Annotated in this window: 23 protein-coding genes, 1 tRNA gene and 1 riboswitch; of the genes, 17 read left to right on the top strand and 7 right to left on the bottom strand. The window is 57.4% G+C overall.

All coding sequences use genetic code 11. The features are described 5' to 3' along the window. The first annotated feature begins 110 nt into the window (after positions 1-110). Positions 111-1,415, top strand: a complete 1,305-nt coding sequence (locus AVI_RS16960) for a capsule biosynthesis protein (protein WP_015917519.1) — start codon at positions 111-113, stop codon at positions 1,413-1,415. 4 nt (positions 1,416-1,419) lie between these two features. On the opposite strand, the gene AVI_RS16955 is transcribed toward AVI_RS16960, so the two are convergent. After that, a tRNA-Ser gene (locus tag AVI_RS16955) sits at positions 1,420-1,509 on the bottom strand. A gap of 494 nt (positions 1,510-2,003) precedes the next feature. Here AVI_RS16955 and rplU point away from each other — a divergent pair. From rplU to AVI_RS16935, 4 genes are all read left to right on the top strand, one after another. After that, positions 2,004-2,318, top strand: a complete 315-nt coding sequence (gene rplU, locus AVI_RS16950) for a 50S ribosomal protein L21 (RefSeq protein ID WP_015917518.1) — start codon at positions 2,004-2,006, stop codon at positions 2,316-2,318. Positions 2,319-2,356: 38 nt separating this feature from the next. After that, positions 2,357-2,629 carry a 50S ribosomal protein L27 gene (gene rpmA, locus AVI_RS16945; protein WP_015917517.1) on the top strand — a complete coding sequence of 91 codons (273 nt, stop codon included), beginning with the start codon at positions 2,357-2,359 and terminating at the stop codon, positions 2,627-2,629. A 127-nt stretch (positions 2,630-2,756) separates the two neighbouring features. Next, a complete protein-coding gene (locus tag AVI_RS16940) occupies positions 2,757-3,389 on the top strand; it encodes a GNAT family N-acetyltransferase (RefSeq protein ID WP_015917516.1) in 633 nt (210 codons plus the stop codon). Further along, positions 3,389-3,976: a GNAT family N-acetyltransferase gene (locus tag AVI_RS16935; protein ID WP_015917515.1), complete on the top strand. Its 588-nt coding sequence runs from the start codon at positions 3,389-3,391 to the stop codon at positions 3,974-3,976. The genes AVI_RS16940 and AVI_RS16935 overlap by 1 nt, the downstream gene beginning before the upstream one ends. A 36-nt stretch (positions 3,977-4,012) precedes the next feature. On the opposite strand, the gene AVI_RS16930 is transcribed toward AVI_RS16935, so the two are convergent. Beyond that, positions 4,013-4,873 (bottom strand): endonuclease/exonuclease/phosphatase family protein, encoded by an 861-nt coding sequence (locus AVI_RS16930; RefSeq protein WP_015917514.1) that lies wholly within the window; start codon positions 4,871-4,873, stop codon positions 4,013-4,015. 87 nt (positions 4,874-4,960) lie between these two features. On the opposite strand from AVI_RS16930, the gene obgE reads away from it, so the two are divergent. The 8 genes from obgE (at position 4,961) to bfr (ending at position 11,654) form a co-directional block, all read left to right on the top strand. Beyond that, positions 4,961-6,061, top strand: coding sequence for a GTPase ObgE (obgE, locus tag AVI_RS16925; RefSeq protein ID WP_015917513.1), 1,101 nt, complete (start codon positions 4,961-4,963; stop codon positions 6,059-6,061). Beyond that, positions 6,058-7,236, top strand: coding sequence for a glutamate 5-kinase (proB, locus tag AVI_RS16920; protein WP_015917512.1), 1,179 nt, complete (start codon positions 6,058-6,060; stop codon positions 7,234-7,236). Before obgE ends, proB begins: the two co-directional genes overlap by 4 nt. Next, positions 7,229-8,512 carry a glutamate-5-semialdehyde dehydrogenase gene (locus AVI_RS16915; protein WP_015917511.1) on the top strand — a complete coding sequence of 428 codons (1,284 nt, stop codon included), beginning with the start codon at positions 7,229-7,231 and terminating at the stop codon, positions 8,510-8,512. The genes proB and AVI_RS16915 overlap by 8 nt, the downstream gene beginning before the upstream one ends. Continuing rightward, the gene (locus AVI_RS16910) at positions 8,487-9,143 is read left to right on the top strand and encodes a nicotinate-nucleotide adenylyltransferase (protein WP_015917510.1); all 657 of its coding nucleotides are present in this window, start codon (positions 8,487-8,489) and stop codon (positions 9,141-9,143) included. The genes AVI_RS16915 and AVI_RS16910 overlap by 26 nt, the downstream gene beginning before the upstream one ends. A gap of 35 nt (positions 9,144-9,178) precedes the next feature. Further along, on the top strand, positions 9,179-9,643 hold the full coding sequence (gene rsfS, locus AVI_RS16905) for a ribosome silencing factor (protein WP_041697243.1): 465 nt from the start codon (positions 9,179-9,181) through the stop codon (positions 9,641-9,643). Between the two features lie 163 nt (positions 9,644-9,806). Further along, a complete protein-coding gene (rlmH, locus tag AVI_RS16900) occupies positions 9,807-10,289 on the top strand; it encodes a 23S rRNA (pseudouridine(1915)-N(3))-methyltransferase RlmH (protein ID WP_015917508.1) in 483 nt (160 codons plus the stop codon). Positions 10,290-10,410: 121 nt separating this feature from the next. After that, complete coding sequence (locus tag AVI_RS16895; protein WP_041698275.1) at positions 10,411-10,722, top strand: (2Fe-2S)-binding protein; 312 nt, start codon at positions 10,411-10,413, stop codon at positions 10,720-10,722. A 446-nt stretch (positions 10,723-11,168) separates the two neighbouring features. Next, positions 11,169-11,654, top strand: a complete 486-nt coding sequence (gene bfr / locus AVI_RS16890; RefSeq protein WP_015917506.1) for a bacterioferritin — start codon at positions 11,169-11,171, stop codon at positions 11,652-11,654. Positions 11,655-11,719: 65 nt separating this feature from the next. On the opposite strand, the gene htpG is transcribed toward bfr, so the two are convergent. Continuing rightward, positions 11,720-13,651, bottom strand: a complete 1,932-nt coding sequence (gene htpG, locus AVI_RS16885; RefSeq protein ID WP_015917505.1) for a molecular chaperone HtpG — start codon at positions 13,649-13,651, stop codon at positions 11,720-11,722. 484 nt (positions 13,652-14,135) lie between these two features. On the opposite strand from htpG, the gene AVI_RS16875 reads away from it, so the two are divergent. Next, positions 14,136-14,993 carry an RNA polymerase factor sigma-32 gene (locus tag AVI_RS16875; RefSeq protein WP_015917504.1) on the top strand — a complete coding sequence of 286 codons (858 nt, stop codon included), beginning with the start codon at positions 14,136-14,138 and terminating at the stop codon, positions 14,991-14,993. Between the two features lie 135 nt (positions 14,994-15,128). On the opposite strand, the gene AVI_RS16870 is transcribed toward AVI_RS16875, so the two are convergent. From AVI_RS16870 to thiB, 4 genes are all read right to left on the bottom strand, one after another. Further along, complete coding sequence (locus AVI_RS16870) at positions 15,129-16,610, bottom strand: M48 family metalloprotease (RefSeq protein WP_234617696.1); 1,482 nt, start codon at positions 16,608-16,610, stop codon at positions 15,129-15,131. A 420-nt stretch (positions 16,611-17,030) separates the two neighbouring features. Continuing rightward, entirely contained in the window at positions 17,031-17,780 is a 750-nt protein-coding gene (locus tag AVI_RS16865; protein WP_015917502.1) for a thiamine ABC transporter ATP-binding protein, read from the bottom strand. Next, positions 17,777-19,405 (bottom strand): thiamine/thiamine pyrophosphate ABC transporter permease ThiP, encoded by a 1,629-nt coding sequence (thiP, locus tag AVI_RS16860; RefSeq protein ID WP_015917501.1) that lies wholly within the window; start codon positions 19,403-19,405, stop codon positions 17,777-17,779. The genes AVI_RS16865 and thiP overlap by 4 nt, the downstream gene beginning before the upstream one ends. Before the next feature lie 8 nt (positions 19,406-19,413). Further along, entirely contained in the window at positions 19,414-20,415 is a 1,002-nt protein-coding gene (thiB, locus tag AVI_RS16855; protein ID WP_015917500.1) for a thiamine ABC transporter substrate binding subunit, read from the bottom strand. A 41-nt stretch (positions 20,416-20,456) separates the two neighbouring features. Further along, a riboswitch (TPP riboswitch) is annotated at positions 20,457-20,564 on the bottom strand. Positions 20,565-20,892: 328 nt separating this feature from the next. Here thiB and AVI_RS16850 point away from each other — a divergent pair. The 3 genes from AVI_RS16850 (at position 20,893) to AVI_RS16840 (ending at position 24,361) form a co-directional block, all read left to right on the top strand. Then, a complete protein-coding gene (locus tag AVI_RS16850) occupies positions 20,893-21,645 on the top strand; it encodes a hypothetical protein (RefSeq protein ID WP_041697239.1) in 753 nt (250 codons plus the stop codon). Positions 21,646-21,899: 254 nt separating this feature from the next. After that, positions 21,900-23,651: an ABC transporter ATP-binding protein/permease gene (locus AVI_RS16845; RefSeq protein ID WP_041697237.1), complete on the top strand. Its 1,752-nt coding sequence runs from the start codon at positions 21,900-21,902 to the stop codon at positions 23,649-23,651. A 422-nt stretch (positions 23,652-24,073) separates the two neighbouring features. After that, positions 24,074-24,361, top strand: a complete 288-nt coding sequence (locus AVI_RS16840; protein ID WP_015917497.1) for a hypothetical protein — start codon at positions 24,074-24,076, stop codon at positions 24,359-24,361. Positions 24,362-24,820: the final 459 nt, after the last annotated feature.

Here is a 24,820-nt window from a genome sequence, read left to right as displayed (position 1 = left end):
TTCCACGCAAGTTTTTCAATTCAACGGCCCTTATAGGCCATGTTATAAATTTGTCGTATGACTTAAACACCACAGAAGGCAGGGATTCGTTAGAGAATCGTTTATATCGAGTGACAAAGCGACGCACATTTCTGTTTCTCCAAGGCCCGGCCTCGCCGTTTCTCCCAGCGCTCGCAAGAGCATTGGAAACGCGCGACGTAGCCGTGGGTAAGGTCAATTTTTGTTCAGGTGATGTCATTTTCTGGAGAAAATGGCCTTTTGATTTTTTTCGTGGCCGGGATGATGCCTGGCCCGGCTTTCTTGAACGCCTCATTCTGCGTCACGGTATTACCGATGTGCTGATGCTGGGCGATGGCCGGCCCAAACACGCTGCCGCCGTTGCGCTATGCACCAGGCTTGGTCTGCGCGCCCATATTTTCGAACATGGCTACCTGCGGCCTGACTGGCTGACGCTGGAGCCGTTTGGCATGTCCAGCCAGTCGCGGTTTCCAGTCGATCCGCAGGCAATCGCGGCGTTGGCGCAGGGCGTCGAGGCTCCTCAGCCGCGTAGCCCCTATCCGTCCAGCTTTCTCACTTATGCGCTTTATGACCTGATCTATCATATCCCGAATGTCGCGCTCGGCTGGCTGCTGCATCCGCATTACAAGGCGCATGGTCCTGTCCATCCCGTCGTGGAATATAGTGGCTGGATCATTAAGGGCCTGACCGCACGCAGGCGAAAGGCGCAAGCAGTGCGCCTGCAACAGCGCTATCTGGCGACGGACAGAGAGTTCGACTTCTATCTTTTTCCCCTGCAATTGCCGGGGGACTATCAGATCCGCCGCCATGCGCCGATGGGCGACCTGTTTCGCATCCTGCAAGCCGTGATCCGTTCCTTTGCCGACCGTGCGCCATCCGGCAGCAGACTGCTGTTCAAGACCCATCCAATCGACAATGGCCTGCGCGACTGGTCATCAGACATCGCCCGCATGGCGGAGCGCTGTGGTATCGCCAATCAGGTGGATGTGATCGATGGCGGTGACCTGACGGCCCTGATAGGGGCCAGCCGCGGCTTGGTGACGGTAAACTCCACGGTCGGCCTGACAGCGCTGCAACAAGCCATCCCGGTCATGGCGCTTGCACCGGCAATCTACGACGTACCCGGCCTCACGCACCAGCAAAGCCTCGCCAGCTTCTGGCAGGCACCCGAATTGCCTGACGCCACCCTGCTCAATCGCCTGATCCGCGCCATGACTGCCACCATCCAACTCCCCGGCGGCTTCATCGGCAAGCAGGCGATTACCGACGGTGCCACGGCAATGGCCGACAGACTGCTGGCCGAAACAAAACCACTTGCCCACGAACCTTCACCCGAACGCAGCCGTTTTCGGTATGAGAGTGAGCTTTTGGAACTGGAGGCAGTGGGATTGAGGTAATAAATGGCGGAGAGGGTGGGATTCGAACCCACGATACGGTTGCCCGTATGCCGCATTTCGAGTGCGGTGCTTTCGACCACTCAGCCACCTCTCCGCGGGTCTGGTCGGCGCTTGTGTAGCGCGGGCTGTCTCATAGCGGCGATTGAGGGGGCTGGCAAGAGCGAAAAAGGCATAATTCTCTGCTGTGTGCTGGATCAACCGGATGGATCGCACTACGGGCCTGCCGCCTGTCTGTTGTAGGAAAGACAAAGGGCGAGGGTGATGTGATGCGCGTGTGGTTTATCGTCTAGAATTCTCTTTGTGTTTAGGGGCTTTCGCCTTGACAGCTTGGGGCTTCTCACGTATGCGACGTGCGACAACGTACCTAATACAAGGGTATATTTTAGTCATCTTTGCTCTTCTCACGTATGCGAAGTGCGACTTTAGATATGGGTGATCCCTATTTGTGGATTCTCAAGTCTATAATCGCTTCTCGCTTTGCCGAGAGGTTTCCACCGGCAGATCTCAAGATCTGCTCTCCGACTGACAAAAAGACGGTCGTCCGGCATTTGCCGGTCAGAACCGGTAACGAACATGGAAGGATAAAATATGTTCGCAGTCATCAAGACCGGCGGTAAGCAGTACCGCGTAGCCGCCAACGACGTGCTGACCATCGAAAAGCTGGAAGCCGAAGCTGGTGCTATCGTTGAATTCACCGAAATTCTCGTTGTTGGCGTTGGTGCCGATGCGACGATCGGTGCGCCTTTTGTTGCTGGTGCAACCGTGAAGGCTGAAGTTGTCGAGCATAACCGTGGCAAGAAGGTGATCGCGTTCAAAAAGCGTCGTCGCCAGAATTCCAAGCGGTCGCGCGGCCATCGCCAGCACCACACAGTCGTTCGCATCACCGACATCGTCGCTGCGTAATCGGTCAACGGGAAACCAGGTTTTAAAGGAGAACTCCAATGGCACATAAAAAAGCTGGCGGTTCGTCGCGCAACGGTCGCGATTCCGAGTCCAAGCGCCTTGGCGTGAAGAAGTTCGGCGGCGAAGTCGTCATTCCAGGCAATATTATCGTTCGTCAGCGCGGCACGCAGTGGCATCCGGGCGCAAACGTCGGCATGGGCAAGGACCATACGATCTTTGCACTCACCACCGGCAATGTCACCTACCGTACGAAGTCCAACGGTCGCGTCTTCGTGTCCGTCATGCCGAAAACGGCGGAAGCCGCAGAATAAAGCCGGTCGTTTACCAACAGCCGGCGTCTCATCGACCCGGCTGAGCGTACAGGTTCAGTCAGACAAAAAGGGAAGATGAGGCGCCACCTCTCTTCCCTTTTTTCTTACCTCCAAAGGAGACTGAGCCATGGAACGCTTATTACTGAGGGATGACCAATTACGGTCACCCGACGATCGGTTGAGGCCGGATCGGTTAAGGCAAAGTTGCCCTGTCCTCTTATCGCAGCGGCTGGTTATGCGCGCTCCGCATGTAGAAGACATTGACGCCCTTACCCATCTCGCCAATAACGCCGCCGTTGCGACCATGGTGTCGCGCATGCCACATCCTTACACGGCAGCCGATGCCGCCGATTTTGTGCGACGTTCCAATCTCGGCGAGATCGGTAAATGCGTCTATGCGATTACAAAAGGCGAAAACGGCGAATTTCTCGGGTGCTGCGCGCTCGAGCCGCACACCGACCTGGAGACGCTTGAAATCGGCTATTGGCTGGGCGAACCCTATTGGAACAACGGCTATGCGACGGAAGCCGCCCATGCCCTGATCGATATGGCCTTCCGGACCCGTGACATCGCCTTTATCGATGCCCGTTGCCGCGTCACCAATGTGGCTGCGCGCCGCGTTATCCAGAAATGCGGTTTTCAGTTCCAGGGCTCCGGCATGGTCGGCCATCTGGCTGCCCGTGGCATGGTGCCGGTGGAATGGTACCGGCTGGATCGCAAGACCTGGATGTCGCTGAAGAGCTGGGGGGAGATGCGGTGATGGCTGCTCTTGAAAAGCCCCGGCTGCAAACGCGGTTCCCCTCGCTTGGGCCTTGCCCGGTGATTGAAACGCCACGATTGGTGCTGCGTCCGCATCGGCTTTCCGATGCGGACGCCATTGCCGCCTCGCTGAACGACTGGCAGGTGACGCGGATGTTGAGCCGGGTACCGATGCCTTACGACCGGCAGGACGCTTGCGATTGGCTGAATCGCATCAGCGCCGGTGTCATGCCGGATTGGCACCTCGCCATCACGTCGGGCGATGATGTCCACATCGGCATGGTCGGCCTGGAACTGCGCCATGGGCTTTGGCATCTCGGCTATTGGCTCAACCGCTTCTATTGGGGGCAGGGGTTGATGAGCGAGGCGGCCCAGGCTGCGGTGGAACGGTTCTTCCGGCGCATGCCGGAGGCGGTGCTACATTCCGGTGCCTTTGCCGATAATGCCGCATCCTTGAAGATCCAGGAGAAGCTGGGCTTCACCCTGACGCGCTGCGCCGATCTCTACAGCCTGTCGCGCAATGCTATGGCACCGCATGTTGAAACCCGCCTGACGCAGGACGGGTTTCAGAGAGCGAAAGCGTTTTAAAGACAGGTGCGGCGGCCGGACAGGGCCGCCGCACCCTCAATCCAATTCCACCCAGACCGGAAAATGGTCTGAGCCGACCGCATCGGTATCGACGCTTGCCGCTTTCAGGCGGTGAGCCAGAGAGCCGCTTAGGAAACAGTAATCGAGATGCATGCGCATATCCGGCTTGCCGACCTCTTCCCAGCTGTAACTGCCGGCATTGAGTTTGCCGAGCCGGGCCAATGCGTCCAGAGGGGCGTCGGCGCGGGCGGTGCGACCGTAATAAGCATCGATGGTTCCGACCATCTCGCGATATTCCGGCGATTCCGGCTGCATGTTGAAATCGCCCATCAGCAGGAAATCCTCCGGCAGCGGTGGTTGCGGCAGGGCAAATTCCTGTCCACCGGTCATTGCGCCGCCTTCCTGGATGAAGTTGATGGCGCGGTCCTTCAGAAACCGGATCTGGGCGATGCGTTCGTCCGGTGCGACATGGTCGAGATGGACGGAATAGACCCGGAGCGCCCCGCCGGGCGCATCGATCACCGCTTCGGTGGCGGCGCGCTGATTGTTGAGCTTTTCGAAGGTTCGGGTGCGCGGCAACAGCAGCATCCGGTTGGCCAAGATCGGCCAGCGCGACAGCACCATATTGCCGAACTGAAAGCGCTTGTCGACCCGGCGGCCTTTGATCAGCGCCGAAGAGGCGTGCAGGTCGCAGGCGGGTCCATAAACCCAATGGTATTCGGGAAAATGGTTGGCGAAAATTTCCGGCAGGTCGGCCCCGCCATTGGCGGGATAACCGCGGGTGACTTCCTGGAGGGCGATGACATCGGCACCCTCGAGGTTTTTGGCGATCCTGATCGGGTCGAATTTACCGTCCAGGCCGATCCCGTATTGAATATTGTAACTGACGAAACGCACGATACTCTTTGACCTCCGCGTCAAGCGGCGATAACGATGGCCGCATATATGATATGAGTATCCTGACACAGGAAGTATGGCAGCGACATGAAATTTCTCGACGAGGCAAAGGTCTATATTCGATCAGGTGACGGCGGCGCAGGTGCCGTCTCGTTCCGCCGCGAGAAGTTCATCGAGTTCGGCGGGCCGGATGGTGGCGATGGCGGGCGCGGTGGCGATGTTTGGGTGGAGGCCGTCAATGGTCTGAACACCCTGATCGATTTTCGGTTCCAGCAGCATTTCAAGGCGACTGTCGGCACCCATGGCATGGGGCGCAACCGCACCGGTGCCAATGGCGAGCATGTAACGCTGAAAGTGCCTGTCGGCACCCAGATCTTCGAAGAAGATGCCGAAACGCTGATTGTTGATATGGTCACCGAGGGCCAGCGCTTCCGGTTGGCCGCGGGCGGCAATGGCGGCTTTGGCAATGCGCATTTCAAATCCGCGACCAATCAGGCGCCCGATTGGGCCAATCCTGGTCTGGAAGGCGAGGAGAAAACCATCTGGCTGCGGCTGAAGCTGATTGCTGATGCCGGTCTGGTCGGCCTGCCCAATGCCGGAAAATCCACCTTCCTGGCGGCGGTGACGCGGGCTCGCCCGAAAATCGCCAATTATCCCTTCACCACCCTGCATCCCAATCTCGGCGTGGCGACCGTGGATGAGCGCGAGTTCATTCTGGCCGACATTCCCGGCCTGATCGAAGGTGCCCATGAAGGGGTTGGCATTGGCGACCGTTTCCTCGGCCATGTCGAGCGCACGCGGGTGCTGCTGCATCTGGTGTCCGCCCAGGAAGAGGATGTCGCCAAGGCCTACACCACGGTTGCCCATGAGCTGGAAGCTTATGACGGTGGCTTGGAAGATAAGCCTGAAATCGTCGCCCTATCGCAGATCGACGTGCTGGACGAGGATGAGCTGAAAAAGAAGCTCAAGGCCCTGCAAAAGGCCTGCAGCAAGAAGCCAATGATGATTTCGGCGATTACCGGCAAGGGAATGCTCGAAGTCCTGCGGGCGTTGCGCGACGTGATTGTTGAAAATCGCAGCTATGACGACGAGACGATTTCGCAGCGGCCCAAGAAGCATCGCCACAAGCTGGAAGATCGGCCCCAACACGAAAATGGACCAGAGGAGAGTGAGGAGGGCGAGGAATGAGCGCACCGCTTGCCTCTCTCTCGCACTATAAGCGGATCGTCATCAAAATCGGCTCGGCCCTGCTGGTGGACCGGGGGGCCGGCCTGAAACATGCCTGGCTCGATGCCGTCTGTGACGATATCGCCGCCCTGCGCGCCAAAGGTGTCGAGGTGCTGGTCGTGTCGTCTGGCGCTATTGCGCTTGGCCGCACGGTGCTGAACCTGCCGGGGGGGGCCTTGAAGCTGGAAGAAAGCCAGGCGGCGGCAGCCGTCGGGCAAATTGCTCTGGCGCGGCATTGGTCGGAAAGCCTGTCGCGGTCATCCATTGTTGCTGGCCAGATCCTGCTGACGCTGGGGGATACGGAGGAGCGCCGCCGCTATCTCAACGCGCGCGCCACGATCAGCCAGTTGCTGAAGCTGGGGGCGGTGCCGATCATCAACGAAAATGACACGGTGGCGACCACCGAAATCCGCTATGGCGATAATGATCGGCTGGCCGCCCGGGTGGCAACGATGACCGGTGCCGATCTGCTGATCCTGCTCTCGGATATCGATGGTCTTTATACCGCGCCACCGCATCTTGATCCTGAGGCGAAACTTCTGCCTGTGATTGCCGAAATCACCCCTGAAATTGAGGCGATGGCGGGCGGTGCGGCCTCGGAATTGTCGCGCGGCGGCATGCGCACCAAGATCGACGCGGGCAAGATTGCCACAAGTGCCGGGTGTGCGATGATTATCACATCGGGCAAGCTGCTCAATCCGTTGCGCGGCATTGATGAGGGGGCGGCGCATTCCTGGTTCGCGCCGTCTGCCATGCCGGTGACGGCCCGTAAGACCTGGATTGCCGGACAATTGCAGCCCGCCGGTATTCTGAGCGTCGATGCGGGTGCCGAAACAGCCCTTCGTGCTGGCAAAAGCCTATTGCCCGCAGGCGTGCGTGAGGTCTCCGGCCACTTTCATCGTGGTGACACGATTTCGGTTGTTGGGCTTGAGGGACGGGAAATTGCCCGAGGCCTGGCGGGTTACGATGCCGATGAGGCGCGAAGGATTGCCGGGCATAAATCGGCGGAGATCGAGGCGCTGCTCGGCTATGCCGGACGCTCGGCGATGATCCATCGGGACGATCTGGTGATGACGGAACAGACCGGCAGGAAAGCCGGCAAGAGTACAAAGAAAAAGGACGAGGCCCATGCTTGACACAGTCGCCAAGGCGGATGGTATTGACGCGCTGATGCTAGACATCGGCGCCAAGGCCAAGGCTGCTGCGCGACCGTTGGCCATTGCCTCGGCTGACCAGAAAAATGCCGCGCTGATGGCCATGAGTGAGGCGATCCTCAGCGGGAAAAGCCAGATCATCGCCGCCAATGCCATTGATCTCAAGGCTGCCGAAACGGCAGGGCTGGCTGCCTCCTTCATCGACCGGCTCACGCTGAATGAAGAGCGGATCACCGCGATGGCCAAGGGGCTGCGCGAGGTGGCCGAGCTGAAAGACCCGGTCAGTGAAGTCATCGCGGCCTGGGAGCGTCCGAATGGTTTGAAGATCGAGCGGGTCCGCACCCCTCTTGGCGTGATCGGGGTGATTTATGAAAGCCGTCCGAATGTGACGGCGGATGCGGGGGCGCTTTGCCTGAAATCCGGCAATGCCGTGATCCTGCGCGGCGGCTCGGACTCAGTCAATTCCTCGCGCGCCATTCATGCCTGCCTGGTGGCTGGGCTTGTGGCCGCCGGGCTGCCAGACCATGCCATCCAGCTGGTGCCGGTCACGGATCGTGCTGCGGTTGGCGCGATGCTGACCGGGCTGAACGGCACGATTGACGTGATCGTGCCGCGTGGCGGCAAGAGCCTGGTGGCGCGGGTGCAATCGGATGCGCGGGTGCCGGTCTTTGCCCATCTGGAAGGGCTGTGCCATGTCTATGTTGACGGATCTGCCGATCTCGACATGGCGAAAAGCATTGTCGTCAACGCCAAGATGCGCCGGACCGGCATTTGCGGCTCGGCGGAAACCCTGCTTGTCGATAGTGCTGCCATCGGCAGTCATTTGATGCCGCTCCTCGAAGCCCTGACCGAGGCCGGTTGCGAAATTCGCGCCTCGGCCACGGTGCTGAAAGTCTTTCCCGGCCTGAAGGCTGCTGTGGACGAAGATTGGCGTACCGAATATCTCGATGCAATCATCTCGGTTGCCGTTGTCGATGGCATCGGTGGGGCCATCGACCATATCGCCCGCTATTCTTCCAACCATACCGAAGCGGTGATTGCTGAAGATCCTGCTGTGGTCGAGCGGTTCTTCAATGAAGTGGATTCGGCTATCCTGTTGCACAATGCCTCAACCCAATTTGCCGATGGCGGCGAATTCGGCATGGGCGGGGAAATCGGCATTGCCACCGGCAAGATGCATGCGCGCGGGCCGGTTGGCGTCGAGCAATTGACCTCATTCAAATACCGGGTGCATGGCACCGGGCAGATCCGGCCCTGACGTGAGCCATTCCGGGGTCGCGGCACACTATCTGCGCATGCCGCATACCGAGCGCGGTATGGTTGTTGGCCTGTTCGGCGGATCGTTCAATCCGCCGCATCAGGGCCATGTGCTGGTGGCTGAGATTGCCCTTCGCCGGCTGGGCCTGGATCAGTTGTGGTGGATGGTGACACCCGGAAACCCGCTGAAGAATCACAGCCAGCTGGCACCTTTGGCCGAGCGGCTGGCGCTTTGCGAAGGCTTGGCGCAGGACCCACGCCTGAAGATCACCGCCTTTGAGGCGGAGCTGGGGACGAGCTATACCGCGCGCACGCTGGATCATGTGAAGCGGCTGAACCCGCATGTACATTTCATCTGGATCATGGGGGCGGATAATCTTCGCTCCTTTCACCATTGGCAGGATTGGCAGAAGATCGCCATGACCTTTCCGATTGCGGTGATTGATCGGCCCGGTGCGACCCTGTCTTATCTGTCATCGAAAATGGCGCAGCGGTTTGACTTTGCCCGGGTTGATGAAAGCGATGCCGGTGTGCTGTGGCGCAGGCAGGCACCCGCCTGGACCTTCATTCACGGACCGCGTTCAATGCTGAGTTCGACGGCGCTTCGCACAGGGCCTGTCTTGAAAGATTAACTATTCAGTGCCACCTTATTATTGGCTCACTGGCAATGGGTGCCTCTGAGTCGTTTTCGTGCTGTTACCGACGGAAAGGACAAACTCTGACAACAGTACACACCAAGGGCCGCGCCACTGTCGCGATCCCGCAAAGCCCGGAACGTGGCGTCGATGCCGCAGCCCGCGCGCTTGAGCTGGTCCTCACAAGCCTTGAGGACTCGAAAGCAGAAGATATCGTCTCTATCGACATTGCCGGAAAATCGGCGCTGGGCGACTACATGGTGGTCGTGTCCGGTCGCTCGTCCCGTCACGTCGTGGCGATCTGCGAACATCTCGTCTCCGATCTGAAGGATGAAGGCTTTGGCGCACCGCGCGTCGAAGGTCTTGAGACCGGCGATTGGGTGCTGATCGACGCCGGAGACATTATTATACATGTCTTCCGCCCCGAAATCCGCGAGTTCTATAACATCGAAAAGATGTGGGCCGCACCGGATATCGAGGAAAGCCGACTGCACTAACCCTCACAGGCGGTATATTTGCCGGTCTGGAGATGGTATCGAGCCCGATAAAGGCAATGATCGTCGCGTGTTTTCGACGGGATGATCCTTGTCTGCCAAGAAAGCGAGCGGGTTTCCGTTCAGCTGGTGTCGGTTTTGCGGATCGAACCCTCAAGAGGATGGGATGCGGATAGGCATTGTTGCCGTTGGCCGGTTGAAAGCCGGGCCAGAGAAAGATCTTGTGTCACGCTATCTGGACCGCTTTGCCAAGGCCGGTCCGGCGAGCGGGCTGGAATTTTCTCGTGTCAACGAGCTGCCGGAAAGCAGAGCCTCGAATTCCGCCACCCGCAAGCGGGAAGAGGCGGTGCAGATCGAAAAATCCCTGCCGGACAATCCTCTTGTCGTGGCGCTGGATGAGCGCGGCAAAAGTTGGGATAGCCAGGAATTCGCGACCTATGTCGGCGACCACAAGGATCGCGGTCGTCGTGACATGGTCATCGTTATCGGTGGGGCCGATGGGCTTGACCCGGATTTCCGCGACCGGGCCGATCTAGTGCTGAATCTTGGAAAGATGACGTGGCCGCATCAGCTGGTGCGCATCATGCTGGCCGAACAGCTCTACCGCGCCGTTACCATCCTCTCCGGCCATCCCTATCATCGTTCCTGACGCATTTCATGCGCATAAAACAACTTCCCTGTGATCGGTATGTTTTTTCTTGACAGATAGCCTCTTGTTTAGCCATAAAACGAGAGAGTAGATGTCATGTTTGTTTGACGGGCTGAAGCCGATGCTGGTGTGCAGTTGCAATTTCATCACCGAGAAAGAAATCCGCGACACGATCACGGAATTTCTTGAGCAGGACTGTTGGCAGTTGATCGTGCCTGCAAAGGTCTATCACGCCATGGAAAAGCGTGGTCGCTGTTGTGGGTGTTTCCCGAATGTCGTGGATATCATCGTCTCGACGACCCAGGCCTTTCACGCTCAGCGCAACAGCGATGGCGAAAACCTCGTGAATTTCATGGAGCGCCTGAAGCGTTTCCAGGAAGAGCAGAAGAACGAACTCATCGAACGCCGCAATCGTATCAGTCGGACAGCCTAACGGGCGTCTGATCTGGGGGGCGGACCTATTGCATAATTTCCTGCTGAAATCGGAATTCATTTAAGACATTATCGAGCAGATATAAAGAGCGACATTGAGCCTTTATGCGCCATATATGGCGCAACGGGCCGCCGCTATTGCCCCAATTAACTTCGTTGCAGCGTGACTCTTGCCTTTTCTACCCCGCTTCGTGCGGGGTTTTTCGTTTGTGCGGAACGCATGACCGGTTCGGTGGAATCTGGGCTTTCTTCAATCTTTTTGGAATCATTCTAAGATAGCGCTCGACTTGACGGTACAATCCTGCTTTTATCACGACATTACCGGTGCAAATCGCGAGAGCGAGGCGCAGTGGATTGTAATCTATCAGGCTGCATGGATAATTCTGGTGATCATCCAAGATCTCGGCAATTCTCTGTGCCGGTCACTGTCAAAATAGGGGTCCGCCGATGAAGGGCGATGCAAAAGTTATTGAACGTTTGAACCAGGCTTTGTTTCTGGAGCTGGGTGCCGTCAATCAGTATTGGCTGCACTACCGTCTTCTTGAAGATTGGGGCTATACCAAGCTTGCAAAGAAGGAGCGTGCTGAATCTATCGAGGAAATGCAGCATGCCGACAAGCTGGTCGAGCGCATTATTTTCCTGGAAGGCCACCCCAATCTTCAGACGCTGGCGCCCTTGCGCATTGGCCAGACGGTCAAGGAAGTTCTGGAGGCCGATCTGGCTGGCGAATACGAAGCCCGCACGGCTTACAAGGAATCCCGCGATATCTGTTATCAGGCTGGTGACTACGTCACCATGAAGCTGTTCGAACAGCTGCTGATGGATGAGGAAGGCCATATCGACTTCCTCGAAACCCAGCTCGAGCTGTTCTCCAAGCTTGGCGCCGAAAAATACGGCCAGCTCAACGCTGATTCCGCCGACGCTTCGGAATAATCTTCCTTCATCAAAAAAGGCCCGGTTTGCAGATGCGAACCGGGCCTTTGTTTATTGTGCACTTATCAGGCGCGAAGCGCCTTTTCGAGCAGCCGTCCCATGCGCTCCGCAAAGGCCCGGGCGTCGGCTGGTTTTTCACCATCGAGAATGCGGGCCTGATCATACAGCAGGTGGATCGCATCATTTTGCAGGGCAGGCGTATGTTGGGCACCAGCCATGGCTTTTACCAGCACGTGATCGGCATTCAGCTCCAGCACCGGCTTGGAGGTTGAGGCCAGTTGGCCTGCACCTGCCAATATTTTCTCCAGCTGACGGTCATAACCGCTTTCCGGCGCAACGAGGCAGACCGGGCTTTCCGTCAGCCGGTCTGAGGCGCGGACATCGGCAACCTGATCTTTCAACTGCTCCTTGGCGAGTGCCAGGAATCCGGCAATATCGGCTTTTGCCTGGTCGTTGCTATCCTGGTCGCTATCAGCACCGGCGTCGGCCTTGGCGAATTTGGCAAGGTCGGCTGCCCCCTGGCTAACGGATTTGAAGGTCTTGCCCTCAAACTCCGGGGCATTCATCACCCAGAAACTGTCGATCTGGTCTGAGAGCAGTAGAACCTCGATGCCACGAGCGCGAAAACCTTCCAGCTGCGGCGAGGCTCTCAGCTGTTCGATGTTGCTCCCGGCCAGGTAATAAATGCTGTCCTGTTCCGGCTTGAGGTCCTTGAGATAGTCGGCAAGGCTACGCTGGTCGTCGCCTGATGTCGTGGTGCGAAAACGGGTAAGTCCCAGCAATTGGCTGCGCCGTTCGAAATCCTCATAGAGCCCTTCTTTCAGCACTGCGCCGAAATTTTCCCAGAGCGTCTTGTAGGTTTCCGGCTCGTTCTGGGCCAGTTTTTCCACGGAGGTCAGGATGCGATTGGTCACGCCCTTGCGGATCGCCGACAGGATCGGGCTTTCCTGGATCATTTCACGCGACACGTTCAGCGGCAGGTCGGCGGTATCGACGAGGCCGCGCACGAAGCGCAGGTAACGCGGCAGAAGTTCGGCATCGTCGGTGATGAAGACCCGCTTCACATAGAGCTTGATGCGGCCTTTGCGGTCGGGATCAAACAGGTCGAAAGGGGGCGTGCCGGGTACGAAGGCAAGGGCGGTATATTCATGGCGGCCTTCGGCGCGGAAATGCACCGTCAAGGCCGGTTCGTCATATTGACCGGCAATGCCGCGATAGAAATCGGCATAGTCCTCGCTGCTGATCTCGGATTTCGGGCGGGTCCAGAGAGCTGTGCCTTCGGTGATCCGGGTTGGTTCGTCGCCGGGCTTTTCAACCAGGGTGATCGCAACCGGCACATGGCCTGACTGCTGCTTGACGATCCGCTCGACGCGGGCGCGGGTAGCATAGTCCTTGGCATCCTCCATCAAATGCAGAGTGATGCGGGTGCCACGCGCTGGTGCGCTCTCGGCATCGATCTCGCTGATGGAATAGCTGCCCTTGCCGTCTGAGGACCAGATCCAGGCCTGCGTCTCCCCGGCACGGCGCGTTACCACATCCACCTTATCCGCCACCATGAAGCAGGAATAGAAGCCGACACCAAACTGGCCGATCAACTGGGCATCCTCGCCGGTCTTGGCAGCGTCCGCCTTGCTGGCCTCGATCCGCTCCATGAAGGCACGGGTGCCAGACCGGGCAATCGTACCCAGGGCTTCGATCAACTCAGCCCGGCTCATGCCGATACCATTGTCTTCGAGGATCAATTGCCTGTTATCGGCATCGAGCCGCAGCTGAATGCGGGGATCTGGATCGCTGGTGAGAAGGCCCGGCGTGGTAATTGCTTCATAGCGTAGTTTCTCGCAGGCATCAGCGGCATTGGAAACCAGTTCCCGCAGGAACACATCCTTGTCCGAATAAACCGAATGCACCATCATATGCAGAAGGCGCGCCACATCGGCTTCGAACACATGTGATTCTGGCGTAGTTTCGCCCGGCTTTTCGGCTGTTTCTGTCGACATTGTAACTCCCGTATCACGTCAGGCAGCATGCCTGGATGGGCACTGCGACCTGTCCCTCAGCATGCTGCAAAAAGAGTATTTTGCTGGCGTCGCAAAGGGTGTCCCACCTGCGGCCCGCAACCGCCTTCAGGTGGCGAAAGATCAGGTGAAATTCAAGAGCTGGGATGTTGGCGAGATGATCGACATTCGCTTTTTTGCGCTGCGTAGACGCGTTGATGCGTGCGGATGCGGGTATCTTGGGCGGGCAACAGAATTTGTCCAGCCCTATAGCTGGAACATTCCGCAGCTTTAAGCGTTACAGCGACGTGGTACGGGCAAAACACCATCTCATGACTGAGAACATTAGTTAAATCTACAAAAGATATGTCGCGCAGTGATCCGTTTGGCAAGTCCCATCGTAAAAGAATGAAACATTCATTGCCGTGGTTTGAACCTTTAAATTGCTCTCGACGCGGCTCGTGGTGCCGTGCGAATGGAGGTCGTAATGAATTCCCTGCAGGCCGATAAGAAGCTCATCAGGATTGCAATGGCCGCACCGTATCTGGAGCGCCAGGAGGAGCATGATCTGGCGGTACGCTGGAAACATGGCAACGATCAGGTGGCCCGAAACCAGATTGCCCATGCCCATATGCGGCTGGTGATTGCCATGGCTTCCAAGTTCCGTGGCTTCGGCCTACCGCTCGGCGATCTCATTCAAGAAGGCTATATAGGGCTGCTGGAAGCTGCGGCAAGGTTTGAGCCGACCCGTGATGTGCGTTTTTCGACCTATGCCGGTTGGTGGATTCGCGCCTCCATGCAGGATTATATCCTGCGCAACTGGTCCATCGTGCGCGGCGGCACCAGTTCCTCCCAGAAGGCGTTGTTTTTCAATCTACGCCGGTTGCGGGCAAAGCTTGCCCAGGGCGATCAACGCTTGACCGATCAGGCTATCCACCAGGAAATTGCCACCGCGCTTGGTGTCAGCCTTGCCGATGTCCAGTCGATGGACGCCCGGCTCTCTTCCAATGATACCTCCCTGCAAGCACCGATTTCCAACAATGGTGAAGAGGGTGCCGAACGGCTGGATATGCTGGCCAGCGATGAGCCGACACCGGACGAGCAGGTGACGGATATGATCGATACCGAGCGTCGCCTGGATTGGCTGCGCGGCGCCATGGCCCATCTGAATGAGCGTGAAATGCGCATCATTCGCGCCCGGCGACTTTCGGAGGACGGTGCAACGCTTGAGGAGCTGGGCTGTGAGCTTGGTATTTCCAAGGAGCGGGTGCGCCAGATCGAGACCCGGGCGATGGAAAAGCTGAAGGTCGCGCTGGTTCAGGCCAATCCACAGATGGTGGCCTGAACAGACCCAATAGATCGAACCAAATCTCTACAGCCTCCTTTGTGCGTTTTATAAAACGCACAAAGGAGGCTGTAACGCTTTAAATCTGCTGCATAATTCCTTAAATCGATTCCGATTTAAGGAATTATGCATAGGTTATTCCGAGACGATCTTGACCCGGCTGCCCTGTGCCGGGCTTTGACCGGCGGGAATGGCATTCAACACCTTGAACAATTCCAGCTTTCGATCCGTTCCCATCATCCTGGCCGACAGGCTGGCCAGCGTGTCGCCTTGTCCAACGGTGACGACCCGGACGCGCAATGGTTTCAGCGTCTTGGCTTCCTCGGGTGTGATGCGGCGGAAAGTTTGGCGCAGAAGATCGGCTGTTGGCACCAATTGGTCGCTGCCTTTGGGAACGGCGGTCAGGAAGCGGAAAATCTGATTGCCCAGCCGCACCACGGTGACGTCGAAATCCCAGCGATCCGCCGAGGCCCTGGCGGTCGCGGCCTCCATGCCATTGATCTTGGTTTCGTGAATGCTGTCCGGCAACAGGCCGGTGACCCAGCCGCTGGAAATATAGTTGGTCAGGCTGCGGTTCTGAGTATCGGCCACGCCGTCGAAGCGGATGGCGACATCGCCCGGCCCGGTGGCCATGACCGCCTCCACCTTGTTGTCGATCTGAAAACCGTCCGGCACGTCGAAGCGTATGCCGAGGCCGCCATGCAGGAATGTGTGGCCACGGACATAGCCCTCCTGCGGGCTGTCGCCATACAGCATGCCATCGATGCCATCGAAAAAGTAATCGCGGCCCTTGTCGCCAGTCGATCCGTCAGGTCCGAAGGCGCGGGCATGGTCGCGTGCCAGTTCCACTCGCTGTGGCGTGCTGGGGTGGCTGGACAGGAAGTCCATGCTCTGGTCGGCATTGGGGTCGGATGAGCTGTAATGCTGATAGGCGGCCATGGAATCCAGGAAGCGCGCCGCCGCATAGGGATCGTAACCTGCTTCGCCCAGCGTCCGCACCCCGATTGTATCGGCCTGCAATTCCTGCTGGCGTGAGAAGGCGGCCAGCCGCAGCTTGCCACGGGCCAAGGCCTGCTTGCCAGCCAGATCGCTGGACAACACTTCGGCCACCACCCGGCTGGCAATGACCTCGGCTTCTTCGCGCCGCTGGCGCTCGATGCCATGATTGGCGGTGACATGGGCCATTTCATGCGACAGCACGGCGGCGACTTCCGAAGCGTCATTGGCCAGCGCCAGTAGGCCACGGGTGACATAGAGATAGCCGCCGGGCAGGGCAAAGGCATTGATAGCCGGAGAATTCAGAATGGTGATGCGATAGGACTGCTGCGGGTTTTCAGAAACCACCGTCAACGCACCGGCAATTTTCGCCACCAGCCGTTCGGTTTTCTCGTCGTGATATTCGCCGCCATAGCTTGCCACGATACGGGGATGCTCGCGCGCACCCATCTGGGCGCGGGGATCGTCCTTCTGCACTTCCTGAACGATCTGCGGCGAAGACGAGGGCGAGATGTTCGGCTGATAGGACTGCTCTACCATCGACTGGCAGCCGGCAAGCGACAGGGCAGCTATAAGGCCGAGGCTCGCTTTTAATCCAGGGCGCATTTTTCCCGCCACCATTCGCGTGGTTTGCCAGGTGCCTTGCTGTGCAGGGGCCATCAGGATCATATTGCAGCGCATCCTAGAAACGTCTTCGTCCCCTTACCTGTTCAGTCACACCCGCCATTTCGCTGATATTGCGATGCGGGACGTCTCACGATTTTCATCCAAATCCTTAACAGCATATTATTGATTTGGATAAAACTGCGCATCGCACAAGATCAGCCAATTGGATAAGAAAATGTTAATGATCGCATTCATTTGTGCTTTGTATGCATCACGCCATGCCAGCTGGTCGCGTCGAAATCATGGCCTTATACCAAGGGGCATCGAAAATGGCCCCTGGTCCTGCTTTTGCAGATATCTCAAACCTCTGATGCATTTGAGATATTTGGCCTTTTTTGAGGGCGTGGATGTGGTCCCCGTCTTCGAGACTTCCTGTTAAAACCGGTCGCGATCATGAAAGGGACCGAGAAAGGTCTTGAGTGCAGCTGGGCCTTCGCCGGAAAGGAAGGTTTTTGCGTCGCAATGCAGTGAAATGCGGCCTTGATCCAGAAACAGCACATCATCAGCCAGGCGCCGCACATCCTGGGGATCGTGGCTGACGATCAACACGCTCTGGCCGGTTTCGCGATGCAGATCCAGCAGCAGATCGGCCATGCTGGCGCGCAGACCGGGATCGAGGGCGGCAAAAGGTTCGTCCAGCAACAGGACCGGCTTGCGCCGGACCAGCGCACGGGCAAAGGCGGCGCGCTGCTTTTCTCCGCCGGAAAGCGTGGCGGGTTTGCGTCGGTCATAGCCGCCAAGTCCCACTCTTTTCAGGGCTTGGCTCACCGCCAGCCGATCCGCCGCGCCAAGCCGCAGAGACGGATCGATGCCAAGGCCGATATTGGTGGCGAGATCGAGATGGGCAAACAGGTTATGGTCCTGGAACACCAGGGAGACCGGACGTTTGGCGGGTGGCAGATCCGTGATGTCTTCCGAGCCAATCCGGATCCGGCCCTGATCGGGCGTCTCGAACCCGGCAATCAGGTTCAGCAGGGTGGATTTGCCTGAGCCGGACATGCCGGTGATCGCGGTGATCTTTCCAGACGCGATCTGATCGTTGAACTCAAAACTCTGGTTTCCCAGACGCAGTTGCACCGTGTCGAGAACAATTGCGGCATCGGGGATAGTGGCCGTCTCGCTCATGGTCGCTCCTCCGGTTTGTCAGCACTTGAGCCGCCCGCCGTTCCAATCATGGTCAGCACAAGGCAGACAAGGCCGAGCAGCAGGGCCAGACCATCGGCATCGGCGGTGCGGTAGCTGCCCATCCGGCTATAGATCAGCCACGGCAAAGTCGCCAGATTATTGGCACCGAACAGGGCCACCGCCCCAAGGTCTCCAAGCGATAGTGCCATGGCAAAGGACAGGGCCGTCAGGATCGGACGACGCAGGCCCGGCCAGTCGACATGGCGGATCTTGGCCAGTCCGCCAAGGCCAAGGCTTGCAGACAGGCGCGCCGTGCGGTGATGATGGGTGGCGATGGCCGGTGCCAAGACCCGCATGGTAAAGGGCAGCGCCATGATCGCGTTGATCGCCACCACCACCGGCCCGGCAAACCCTGCCGCATTGCCCATCTGGCGCAGCAGCAGGAACCAGCCGGTGGCCAGCACGATGACCGGCACCAGCAGCACCAGCGATGATGTTGCGCCAATCAGCCGGGAAAGAGTGGTTGCGACCAGGGTTTTTTGCCGCAGGCCGGATAGTGCTGTCCTGGCATTGATGAAGAGGAGGCTGAGACCCAGCGCCAGCAGGGCGGCGGGAAAGGCGATCGCAAGGCTAAGACCGCCAGCCCGCCAGACCGAGGGATCATCAAGCAGTTTCAGGAGATCGGCTTTGACGCCGGCAAAAGCGATATTGGCAAGGGGCGTGACCAGGAAAAACAGGGCAAGCAGCAGCACAACCCCATCCCAGACCCGCGCTGCCAGTCCCTTGCCATCGAGCCGCAACACAGGTCTTTCATCGGGCAATGCCTGGTCGTCCGGTGCTGGAAACAGTGCCAAAAGGCCAAGCAACAGGGCCGTGACAGCCAGTTGCAGGGTTGCCAGAGAGACGGCAAGGGGCGGGTCGAAATCAAAGCGCAAGGCCTGATAGATCGCCACTTCCAGCGTGGTTGCGCCCGGCCCGCCGCCCAGCGTCAGCACCAGCGTGAAACTCGTGGCGCAGAGCATGAAGATCAGCCCGGCGATGCCGGGAAGTAAGGGGCTGAGGGCTGGCCATTCGATCATCCGGAAAATCGCAACCGGACCCATGCCAAGACTGGCCGCCATGCGCCAATAATCAGGTGGCACCCGCTCCAGCCCGGCAAGCAGCAGGCGGCATGCCAAGGGCATGTTGAAAAACACATGGGCAATGAGAATGCCGGTCAGGCCGTAAATGCTGACCGGTGTCTGACGGCCGAGCAGCGCCAGCAGATCATTGGCAAACCCGTTGCGACCCCAGATGCCAATCAGGCCCAAGGCGCCGATCAGCACCGGTAGACCCATGGGCAGCGCCATCAGCCGGATCAGCCAGCGACGGCCCCAGAAATGCCTTTGCCGCGCCAGGGCCAGAGCCACCGGCAGGGCAAAGGTAATGGACAGCAAAGTCGATAGCCCGGCCTGCACCAGGGTGAAGCGCAGGATGGACAGGGTGTAACTGTCCAGCGCCAGCGGCAGATGGCCACCGGTTGTGAGCAGCAGGGCGAAGACCGCCAATCCGATAAAGGCAAAAAGCCCGGCAAGGCCGATGATCCCGCCAGCAATCGGCAGCAGATTTTGCCGTGCGAGAGCCATGCCGGGCCTTACTTAGCCGCCATTGCCGCCTGCCATTCCGCGATCCAGGCCTTGCGGTTGGCGGCAACCTCCTGCGGGCTCATCAGGAAGGTCTTGGCTGGCTTGACCAGACGGTCGAAAGCCTCTGGCAGCGGGGTCGAGGTCTTGGTGACTGGCATCATCCAATTGTTGGTCGGGATATCATCCTGGAAGCCGGACGTCAGCATGAATTTCAGGAAATCCTCGGCCAACTGCTTGTGCTTGGTGCCTTTCAACACTCCTGCCACTTCAATCTGGATGTAATGCCCTTCCGAAAAGAAAGCGGCTTGATAGCGCTCGGTGTTCTCAGAGACCATGTGATAGGCGGGTGAGGTCGTATAGGAAAACACCATCGGCACTTCGCCCTTGGTGAACAGGCCATAGGCTTCCGACCAGCCGGGAGTTACGGTCAGCACCCGGTCTTTCAATTTTGCCCAGGCGGCGGGCGCGTCCTTGCCATAGACGGATTTAACCCAGAGCAGCAGGCCAAGCCCCGGCGTCGAAGTGCGTGGGTCCTCGATGACGATCTTCTGGGCGGGGTCTCCCTCCACCAGTTCCTTCAGGCTTTTGGGCGGATTTTTTATGGTTTGGGTGTCATAGACGACGGCGAAATGTCCGTAATCATAGGGCACGAACATATCGTCCTTGAAGCCGCCAGGCACCTGGGCCGTCGACGCATCGATGCCGTGGGGCGCAAAAAGCCCGGTCTGCCTGGCTTCCTCGGTGAGATTGGTGTCCAGCCCCAGCGCCAGATCCGCCTCGCTGGAAGCGCCTTCCAGCTTCAGGCGGTTCAGCAGTGCCACGCCATCTTCCAGCCCGACGAACTTGACGGTGCAGCCGCAGGTCTTTTCAAACGTGGCTTTCACCTTCGGCCCCGGCCCCCATTCAGAGACGAAGCTTTCATAGGTGTAAATGGTCAACACCTTGTCTTCGGCCTGGGCGACCGTCAGGCTGGCAAGAAGGGGAAGGGCTGCTAGCAACAAACGGCGCATGGTCTCTCCTTGAACAACAACAATGAAAGAGAGACAGGGAGCAGAAATGCACCTCTAATCCCTCCGCCGGTGTTAACCGGATCAGGTTCCGCGGGTTGGCGTAAGCCTCTCAGCCCCGAACCAAAATCGGAGCACCCCGTTAGAGTATTAGGCGCAGATGTAACTGGCCGATCGTAAGCTGGCAAGGGGTGGAAAAGAGGAATGATACGTCCGGTATGTCACTACGGCAGATCTTGTTTATGTCCAATTATGCCAATGCGGATGTTTTCTTGGCATAGTTTAGCTCGGCTATTTAACTCTTTCCAAAAACACCGATTTTAGGTGTCGCGTATCATCGATGTTGTGTTGGGGCGTATCAGTTCTGTTTGAGGCTATAACAGGTGGAGTGGTCACATCACTTGCAATCATATCTTGATTGCGACATAATTTTAAAATTATTGTCGCATATTGGTTTTTGCCGTTCTCACGGAGTTTGTCATGGTCGAGAAACTACAAAGTGAAGCCCGAAACAAGGTTTTAAAAGGGGCGGTGGATACTGCCTGCGTCGGCATACACACAACGGGAATGCTAAGCGGACATACGGGAAGTTGGGGCGATAACGAAATTCTTGAGCAAGCGCGCATTGCCACGATGAGGCCCGGCGGTCGGGCCGAAGCTTATCTCAATCACTATCGTCAAGGGTCTGGTGCCGATGTTCATTTTTCAGTTAAGCAATTGATGGATGAAGATCAATCTGTCAAAGCGCATATTACGCGCAAGATAAATGAGATGGTTGCATTTTTTGAAAATAGCGGCACGCCAATGTCCAGCATGATCGGTATTGTGGGATTGGCGCAGAAATATTTCAGTAATATTGATTGGCAATACGCCACCGGTTCCCTGAACATAAAATGGAGTGTGGTCGATAAATTTGAAAGGCCAAATGGCAGGTTTTTGCTCGTTGAATTAAGCTGCGTTAATGTTTATCGATGGCATCCCGAGGCTGACCGCTATACGCAATGTGTCCATCAGGCTGCCCAAAACCTTCAAAAACCAGCTTCGGATTTCAATGTAAGCGCACCATTGAATCCGATGGACATTGGATCTTACGTCGGATTAAAGCCCGGAAAAACGCAAAAATTTCCTGCTGCGCGAAATTTCAAAATGATATCTAAGCCGGAAAGAGTTATACTTCCTAAACTATCTGGAATTCCAAATGTTTCTGGGAGTGGAGCCGTTTCTTCTGTATAGAGTGGAATGAAACAGACGAAGACGGTGCGATATTTTCCTGTGTTATTTTGTGGGTCGTCACTATCCCGTGGCTTAGAATAGTGAATCGCTTACGAGTCCTTTATCCGGTTTAAAAATGGCCAATTCGACATCATCCCTTTGATTTGTGAGTGATAGACGTGATTATTCAGTAGCCAAGTGGTGGTAACTAGAGCATTCTTGAGGTCAAGGGCGGCATTAGAGGCCGCGACTCAATGATGATTGTACCGCGACGAATGTTTGACAACGAAACCGCCGCGCCGGACCTGACATTTGCAGAACAGATGCGCATGGCTGGCCAATCCTTCTGGTCCAGCCATGTAAGAGGGCGCATTCTGCTGCTCTCGCTTTCGTTGCTCGTCGTCATTTTGCTTCTGACCTATGGCCAGATATTGCTCAATCGCTGGAACCAGCCGTTCTATAACGCCTTGGAAAATCGCGATCTGCCAGCTTTCTGGCAGGAGTTGCGCAATTTCTTCTTCATTGCCGCCTTTCTGCTGGTCATCAATGTGGCGCAGACCTTTTTCAGCCAGATGACCGCGCTTTACATGCGCGAAGGCTTGGCGCGCGATATGGTCGATCAATGGCTGAAAGGCAGGCGTGCCTATCGGCTGTCGGTGTCCAGCCCGCTTGGCGTCAATCCAGACCAGCGCCTGCATGAAGATGCGCGCAAGCTGGCGGAATCGACGACGTCGCTCACCGTCGGTCTGGTGCAATCCACCATTCTGCTCGTCAGTTTTATCAGCGTGCTCTGGAAATTGTCTGGGGATTTTTCGTTGACCCTGTTTGGCCACCAGATCGCCATTCCCGGTTATATGGTCTGGGCGGCGCTGATCTATGCGGGAGGCGCGGCGGTGGCCAGCAATCTGGTCGGCGCCACGCTGACCCGTCTCAATGCCACCCGCTATGCCCGCGAGGCGGAGCTTCGTGCGGCCCTGATGCGCAGCAACGAGCATCTGGAGCCGATTGCGCTAGCACGCGGCGAGGATGTCGAGCGCGCCCAGATCCATGCCACCATCGACCGAGTGCTGGCGATTATTTCCAAGCTGGCGCTGGCGCTGACCAATCTGACCTGGGTGTCGGCAGCCTTCGGCTGGCTGGCGCTGATCGTGCCGGTGCTGATTGCCTCGCCAGCCTATTTCGGCGGGACGATGACCTTCGGCGGCTTGATGATGGCGGCCTCGGCTTTCACGCAGGTCTATACGGCCTTGCGCTGGTACGTCGATAATTTCGGGGCGATTGCCGATTGGAAGGCAACGCTGCTGCGGGTGATGGTGCTGCGTGCCGCCCTGATCGAACCGGCGCTGACCGAGACGGTGGAAGGCCAGATCCGGGTTGAGGCCGGAAAGCCAGGCGAACTGGCTTTCGAGGATGTCTATATCCGCACCCCCGTCGAGGCGGAGGCCCATTGGGGCGGTTATCATCTGAAAGAGGACAATCCCACCATCCTTGCCGGTGAACATGTGATGGTCAACGGTGATCCCGGCATCAACCGGCGACAATTCTTCAACGCCATCGCTGGACTCTGGCCCTATGGCGAGGGCCTGATCCGTCTCCCGCAGGAAGATCATATCCTGTTCGTGCCGCAGACCCCCTATCTGCCGGAGGGGCGGCTGCGCGACATCCTGGCCTATCCCGAGGATGCCTCTACCTATGGTGACGAGGCGATGACGCTGGCGCTGAAGACGGTCAAGCTCAGCCGCCTTGCTAGCGCGCTGGACGAGCGGCAGCGTTGGGACCGGGTGCTGGACAAGGATGAGCAGATGGCGCTGGCTTTTGCCCATATCCTGTTGCGCAAGCCTCATTGGGTGGTGTTCAACGATGTGCTTGATGGGTTGGAGCCGGAAACGGCGAAGATCCTGACCGGCGTGATGACGCAGTTACAGGGGGCGACGCTGATCTATATCGGTCGCGCCCAAGGCTTTATCGATGCGGTATCGCCGCGCATCCTGCATCTGGAGCGGATGGACGTGCCGGTGCCGGAATAGACCTTCTCGACGGCATAACGCCTGAAAGCGGGCATCATCTCGTCCGATTTAAGGAATTATCCAGTAGACTCTCTGCCCGCAGAAGCTTACTGCATAATCTTTAAACCAGATATGGATTAAAAAAGCGAAATTGCGCGCCAAGCAGACTGTGACATCGCCCTTGGGGCGCTCTGCACAGGCGCTCGCAATATCAGAATTCATTGGGCCGTTTTCCGCGTGCCGCCGCATCATGCCAATAGCCGTTAACAATGGCAGTCGGTATTCCGTTGCGACTATCTCAAGCCTTTAAGGCACTTGGGATGGTCGTTTTTTTTTCAAGGCAGGGATGCATGTGCGTCTTCGGGCCTTGCTATAACACAAAAGAGACAGAGCGTTTCCTTGAGCGTCCTTGGCGCTGGAAATGGTCCCACTAGAGGCTGGATATGATCGAATTGACACCCACGCAGATCCGCGGATTAAAGCTTGCCAAGGAAGGCGATCTGTATCCCCAGCCGCTGAAGAAATGGACGCATCTGAACGCAGAGGTGACCTATTCCCGGACCGACCGTTTCAAGGAACGGCCGCAGAAGATCAAGTTTCTCACCACCACGACCGTGACGGAACTGACAGACCTGGGCCTGCTGGAACGGTGCAATACCGCAGAAGAAGCCGAGCAAGATTCGCGCCGGATTACGATGGCCGGCAAGATGTGGCTGCTCAAAACCAAATAATGGTTACTGCATCATTCTTTAAACCGGAATCGGTTTAAAGAGAAAATTATGCAAAAACATAAAGAGCGACAGCGAACCTTTGTGCGCCATATAGAGCATGTCGCGCAAAAGTGTGCAGCGGTTTTGCGGTAACGACATGCGTAAAAACAAAAACTTAAAGCGTGTTGCTTGAGGCTGATAAGCCGCAACACGCTTTAGAGTTTGTCAGGGAAAAGTGGAATCCGGTTTTCCCGAAAAGACAAACGAAAACAAGAGAATCTAGAGTCTGTCTGGTTCAATCTGAACCTGACAGACTCTAGGGCGCACAGCGCTGTAGTGATGCCAATGCCTGGAGATGTCTTTGTGCCTCCAGGCATTGGGAATGCACGGCTTCATGCTACACATGTAATACCAAGTCTCTGACATGCTGACGCATCCTCGACTTGAAGGCATTACAAATATCTTAAATGCATCAATCGC

The sequence above is a fragment of the Allorhizobium ampelinum S4 genome (genome assembly GCF_000016285.1).
Classification (GTDB): Bacteria; Pseudomonadota; Alphaproteobacteria; order Rhizobiales; family Rhizobiaceae; genus Allorhizobium; species Allorhizobium ampelinum.
Note: the sequence above shows the minus strand (reverse complement) of the source record. Positions and strands in the feature narration are given on the sequence as shown.